Annotated in this window: 6 protein-coding genes and 2 pseudogenes; 2 read left to right on the top strand and 6 right to left on the bottom strand. The window is 72.1% G+C overall.

From position 1 onward, the window contains the following. The first annotated feature begins 179 nt into the window (after positions 1 to 179). Entirely contained in the window at positions 180 to 734 is a 555-nt protein-coding gene (locus F8271_RS29920) for a hypothetical protein (RefSeq protein ID WP_192580518.1), read from the top strand. A 161-nt stretch (positions 735 to 895) separates the two neighbouring features. Here the strand turns inward: F8271_RS29920 and F8271_RS29925 are convergent. From F8271_RS29925 to F8271_RS29935, 3 genes and pseudogenes are all read right to left on the bottom strand, one after another. Beyond that, positions 896 to 1,264, bottom strand: a pseudogene (locus F8271_RS29925) (S8 family serine peptidase); the annotation flags it as partial. A gap of 104 nt (positions 1,265 to 1,368) precedes the next feature. After that, a pseudogene (locus F8271_RS29930) lies at positions 1,369 to 2,034 on the bottom strand (HAD family hydrolase); the annotation flags it as partial. Between the two features lie 12 nt (positions 2,035 to 2,046). Next, positions 2,047 to 2,997: a DMT family transporter gene (locus F8271_RS29935; RefSeq protein WP_151493162.1), complete on the bottom strand. Its 951-nt coding sequence runs from the start codon at positions 2,995 to 2,997 to the stop codon at positions 2,047 to 2,049. A gap of 86 nt (positions 2,998 to 3,083) precedes the next feature. On the opposite strand from F8271_RS29935, the gene F8271_RS29940 reads away from it, so the two are divergent. Next, positions 3,084 to 3,629: a CGNR zinc finger domain-containing protein gene (locus F8271_RS29940; RefSeq protein ID WP_151493163.1), complete on the top strand. Its 546-nt coding sequence runs from the start codon at positions 3,084 to 3,086 to the stop codon at positions 3,627 to 3,629. On the opposite strand, the gene F8271_RS29945 is transcribed toward F8271_RS29940, so the two are convergent. From F8271_RS29945 to F8271_RS29955, 3 genes are all read right to left on the bottom strand, one after another. Further along, on the bottom strand, positions 3,596 to 4,180 hold the full coding sequence (locus tag F8271_RS29945; RefSeq protein WP_151493164.1) for a GNAT family N-acetyltransferase: 585 nt from the start codon (positions 4,178 to 4,180) through the stop codon (positions 3,596 to 3,598). The two genes, F8271_RS29940 and F8271_RS29945, sit on opposite strands and share 34 nt — an antisense overlap. 51 nt (positions 4,181 to 4,231) lie before the next feature. Further along, positions 4,232 to 4,414, bottom strand: a complete 183-nt coding sequence (locus F8271_RS29950; RefSeq protein WP_151493165.1) for a DUF397 domain-containing protein — start codon at positions 4,412 to 4,414, stop codon at positions 4,232 to 4,234. Further along, a partial coding sequence (locus tag F8271_RS29955; protein WP_225854860.1) for a Scr1 family TA system antitoxin-like transcriptional regulator occupies positions 4,405 to 4,657 on the bottom strand: 253 nt, incomplete at its 5' end. The genes F8271_RS29955 and F8271_RS29950, both read right to left, overlap by 10 nt.

The raw sequence follows: 4,657 nt of genomic DNA on the forward strand, positions 1-4,657 counted from the left end.
CAGATGGTTATAAGAGACTGCACTTACCCGGTGCGGCGCGTCCACCAGAGGCGACCCGTCACCCGGACACGACTCGCCCCCGGAGCATCGCTCGCCCGCCGGGCACGGCTCGGTCACCAAGCACGGCCCGCCCTGCAGGCGCGACGCGCCCACTGCGCACAGCGGGTCCGGCGGGCGCAGTGCGGCCCAACTGGGCCTCGGGCGGGCCGATCCCGCGCTCGGACCCCGGTCGAGCCGCCTGGGAGACGGCCGTCTGGCTCGATCCGGTCCGCGCGGTCGGGATCGTCGACTCGCTGCTCGGGCGGGGGTTGACCGACCGCGTCGCGCTGGCCGGGATTGCGGGCCGGAACGCACATCAGCACGGTGGGCGACGGGCGCGGTGGGTCTTCGACCTGGCCGAACCCGGGGCGCAGTGTCCGCCGGAATCGCATCTGCGCGTACGGCTGGTGCTCGGCGGGCTGCCGCGGCCGATCGTCCGACATCCGGTGCGCCTGCCCAACGGCGTCGTCCTGCACCCCGATCTGGCGTGGCGGGAGTACCGGGTGGCGGTCGAGTACGACGGCCAGTGGCATGCGGACGCGGATCAGGTGCACCGGGACCGTCGCCGACTCAACCTGCTCCTCGGCGCGGGCTGGCTGGTGCTGCACGTGACCAGCCGCCGTCTGCACTCCGAGTTCCCGGCGCTGCTCGGCGAGGTACGCGCCGCACTGGTCGCTCGCGGATGGCGGCGGTGATCCCCCGAGTCCGGCCGAGCCTGACCAGCTCGGGTTCCTGGAAACCGCGCTGTCCGACGGAACCTGACACCCCATCGTCAAGGAATCCGAGTCGATCAAGGGGCGGGACGCGGTCGGGGCCTGGCCGACCGTGGTCGACCGGGCCCCGAGGCGGTGCCTTGTTACGGGCGGGCGTTCGACTTGAGCGGGGTCTTCACCGCCGCGTACGCGTCGACGATCCCGTAGCCGTAGAAGCCGTTGAAGTTGACCCCACCGGCGCAGTACGCGTCGTAGGTCTCGTCACGGCCCTCGTTGCGGTACTGCTGCAGGCGCGGCTCCGGGCAGGCGTGCTCGGCGGCCGTGCGGTACAGGTGCTGCTCGACCAGGTCCGGGGACATCCCGAAGCCAGCCCGACCCTGCGTCTTGCCGTACCGGCTGACGATCAGCGCGGCGACGCCGGCGGCGTGCGGGGACGCCATCGACGTGCCCTGGAGGTAGGTGTAGTAGCCGCACTCACCGTTGGCCTTGCACTGCTTGAAGACCGACTCTTCGAAGCCGGCCACCCCAGCTCGATGCCGGCTTCCACCAGGTCGGACGACCCGCCCGGCACGTTCGGCAGGACTACCGGCACGTTCGGCAGGACTACCGGCACGTCCGACAGGACCGCTGGCAGGTCGGCCAGGGTGGACACCTCGGCGTCGGGCGTGAACCCGGCCGGGCGCGACTGGCCGTTTCGGTTCAACCACACCGACCGCAAGCCGGCCCGCCGGGGTGCCACCACGTCGTGCTCCCACGAGTCACCGACGTACACGATCTGCCCGGCGGGGACGCCGGCCGCCGCGACCACCGCGGCGTAGAACTCCGGGGCGGGCTTCTTGGGCAGGCCGTTCTCGTGTGCGTACACCTCGAAGGCGAACTCTCCGGCGAGCCCGCAGCGTTCGGCGCGGCTGTTGCCGTTGGTGCCGAAGCCCAGCGCGTACCGGGTGCGCAGGGTGGCCAGCGCCGGTACGGCGTCCGGGAAGGGCCGGGTGAGGGCGAAGCGCCGGGCGAAGAAGAGGGCGGCGATCTCGTCCAGGTGGTCGTCGAGGCCGGCTCGGGCCAGCGACCGGGCGAGGGCGGCACGGCGGATCTCCATCACCGGGGCGGCGCTCAGCTCGCCGAAGACCGCGCCCCAGTCCGACTCCAGTTCGGCGAGCGACACCCCGGCCGCGGCGGGTGCGCGCCGCCGCATCTCGTCGAGGACGGCTACCAGGCCGCCGGTCACCGCCGGGCGTAGATCCAGCAGAGTCTCGTCGGCGTCGAACACCACGTGGGTCAGCACGGCATCACTGTCTCACCGGGCCGCGAGCGCGGGCTCGGGCGTGGCCGGCACCGGTGCGCCGCGCAGTTCGTCGAGGCGCACCAGCGCGACCCCGGCGACGATCAGCGCGCCACCGAACAGTTGCCAGCCGGTGGGCAGTTCGTTCAGGAACAGCCAGGCGATCAGCACCGCGAACAGCACCTCGGTCAGCCCCAGGAACGACGACAGCCGGGGGCCGAGGATCCGGGTGCCGGCGACCCCGGAGAGGTACGCGACGACGGCCGCCACCAGGGAGAGCCCGGCGATCGGCAGCAGCCAGCTGGTGCGCTGCCCGGCGAAGGTGACCGCACCGAAGGTGGCGTGCAGCGGCAGCAGACCGGTCAGCCCGATCAGGAGCAGCACGGCGGCGCCGACGGCCATCCCGCCGCTGGCCAGGGCGACCGAGGGCAGCCGGGGGTCGACGCGACCGGCGAGCACGAAGTAGCCGGCCAGGCCGAACGCGGCACCGAGCCCCCAGAGCACACCGACCGGGTCGAAGCCGGCGGTGCCGGCGAGGTCGAGCACGAACACCAGCCCGGCCAGGGCGGCAACCGCGCCGGCCACGGTGAGCCGGCGGGGACGCTGCCCGTGTCGCAGCCACATCCACCCGACGACCAGGATGATGCCGAGGTATTCCAGGAGCAGCGCGACGCCGACCGGCAGGTAGCGCACGGCGTTGAAGAAGCAGACCTGGGCCAGCGCGACCCCGAGCAACCCGAAGAGCCCGATGGCCGTGCCATTGCTGCGCAGCACGTGCCACCTGCCGCGCAGCGACAGCAGGGCGGGGAGCGCCAGCACCAGGGCGGCGATGCCGACCCGGGCGATGACGGCGGACTCGGCCGACCAGCCGGCCTCGATGAGCGACCGCGCGAAGGTGCCCGACGTGGCGAAGGTGACCGCGGACAGCAGCGCCAGCGCAACGCCTGCGGCGGGTCGTGAATGCATCTCGCGCTCCTCGGAACGGCATGGGTGTCATGAGCAAACTATCCTTGTGCTCATGACGCTAGGCGGAGTCTGTGACAGGAGTCAAGATGCTTTTCACTCATGACACCGAGTGTTCGCTGATCGCCGCCGCCGCGCTCGTCAACACGGCGGGCCGCGACGGCGAACTGCTGCCCGACATCGCCGCACTGGACGCGTTCTACCTGCGGCACGCCTACAGCGGTCGGCACGAGCACACCGACGCCGAGTTGCGCGCCGTCCGTGAGCTGCGGCCCCGGCTGCGCCGCATCTGGTACGCCGACCCGCCCGAGATCGTCGCCGTGGTCAACGGCCTACTGCTGGAGCACCAGGCGTTGCCGCAGCTCATCGAGCACGACGACCTGCCGTACCACCTGCACGCCGTCCCCCGCGACGCCCCCCTGGCGACCCGTATCGCGGTGGAGGCGGCGATGGCCATGGCCGACCTGGTCCGGGCCGGAGAGCTGAGCCGGCTGCGGATCTGCGAGTACCCGGACTGCGACAACGTGGTCATCGACCTGTCCCGCAACCGCTCGCGGCGCTTCTGCGAGGCCGGTTGCGGCAACCGCGCCGCCGTGACCGCCTACCGGGCGCGCCGGGCCGCCGGCCGTTCCTGATAGGCGTCGGCCCGCAACTCGTACTCCACCTCGCCGTGCTCGGTGCCCGGAATCGGGTCGTCGAACTGGAGGTGGAAGGTGCGCACGTAGCGCAGCCCCGCCTTCACCATCACCCGCCGGGACCGCTCGTTGACCGCCATCGTCTCGGCCCACACCCGCCGCACCCCGACCGTCTCGAAGGCGTACCGGACCAGCGCCCGCGACCCCTCGGTGGCCAGGCCACGCCCCCACGTCGAACGGCGCAGCCGGTAGCCCAGTTCGGCCTCCGTGCCGTCCGCCGACGGGTCGAGCGCGAACCAGCCCAGGAAGTCGCCGGTCCCCCGGTCGAGCGCCGCCCAGCGGCCCAGCCCGGGATGCCGCTCGTACTGGGCGAGCAGCCTCGGCAACTGCTCGTCCCGGACCATGGCTGGCGGCGTCGCGACACCGCCGGTGAGGAAACGCATCACCTCGGGATCGCTGTCCAACTCGACCAGCGCGTCCACGTCGGCCACCGTCAACCGCCGCAACCGCAACCGCTCGGTCGAAGGCAGGTCGAGGCCATCCACACCCATGAGAGGATCATCCCTCAGGATCCGCGCGCCGTCGCGCGCGGTGCGGTCGCGTCAGCGCGGGAGCGCCGCCACGAAGAGCCGCCAGGAGTACGCGTCGACCACGAGCACAGGCCCGTCCGAGTCCTTGCTGTCTCGCACCCCGACGACGCCCCCAAGGTTCGTAGCCACCTCGACGCAGTTGGCGTCCTGGTTGCTGCGGCTGCTCTTTCGCCATCGAGCGTCGGTCAACTCCACGATTCGGCCACCTCGTGCATCAACTCGATGGACGCCTGCGGGGGCAGGGCTTCGCCCAGGGTAACCTCCCAGACTCGCTGCAACCGCGCCAGATCCGCGGGCTGGTCCAGCTCTTGGCCACGGACCTGACAGTCCAGGTAGGCCACCTCCGTGCCGTCGGGCAGGACGGCAAGCGCGAACTGCCCACCGAGCCCCGGATACTCCTCCGCGGATCTCGGCACCACGTGCAGCCGGACCCGGGGG

It is taken from the genome of Micromonospora sp. ALFpr18c (assembly GCF_008868155.1).
Taxonomy (GTDB): Bacteria; Actinomycetota; Actinomycetes; order Mycobacteriales; family Micromonosporaceae; genus Micromonospora.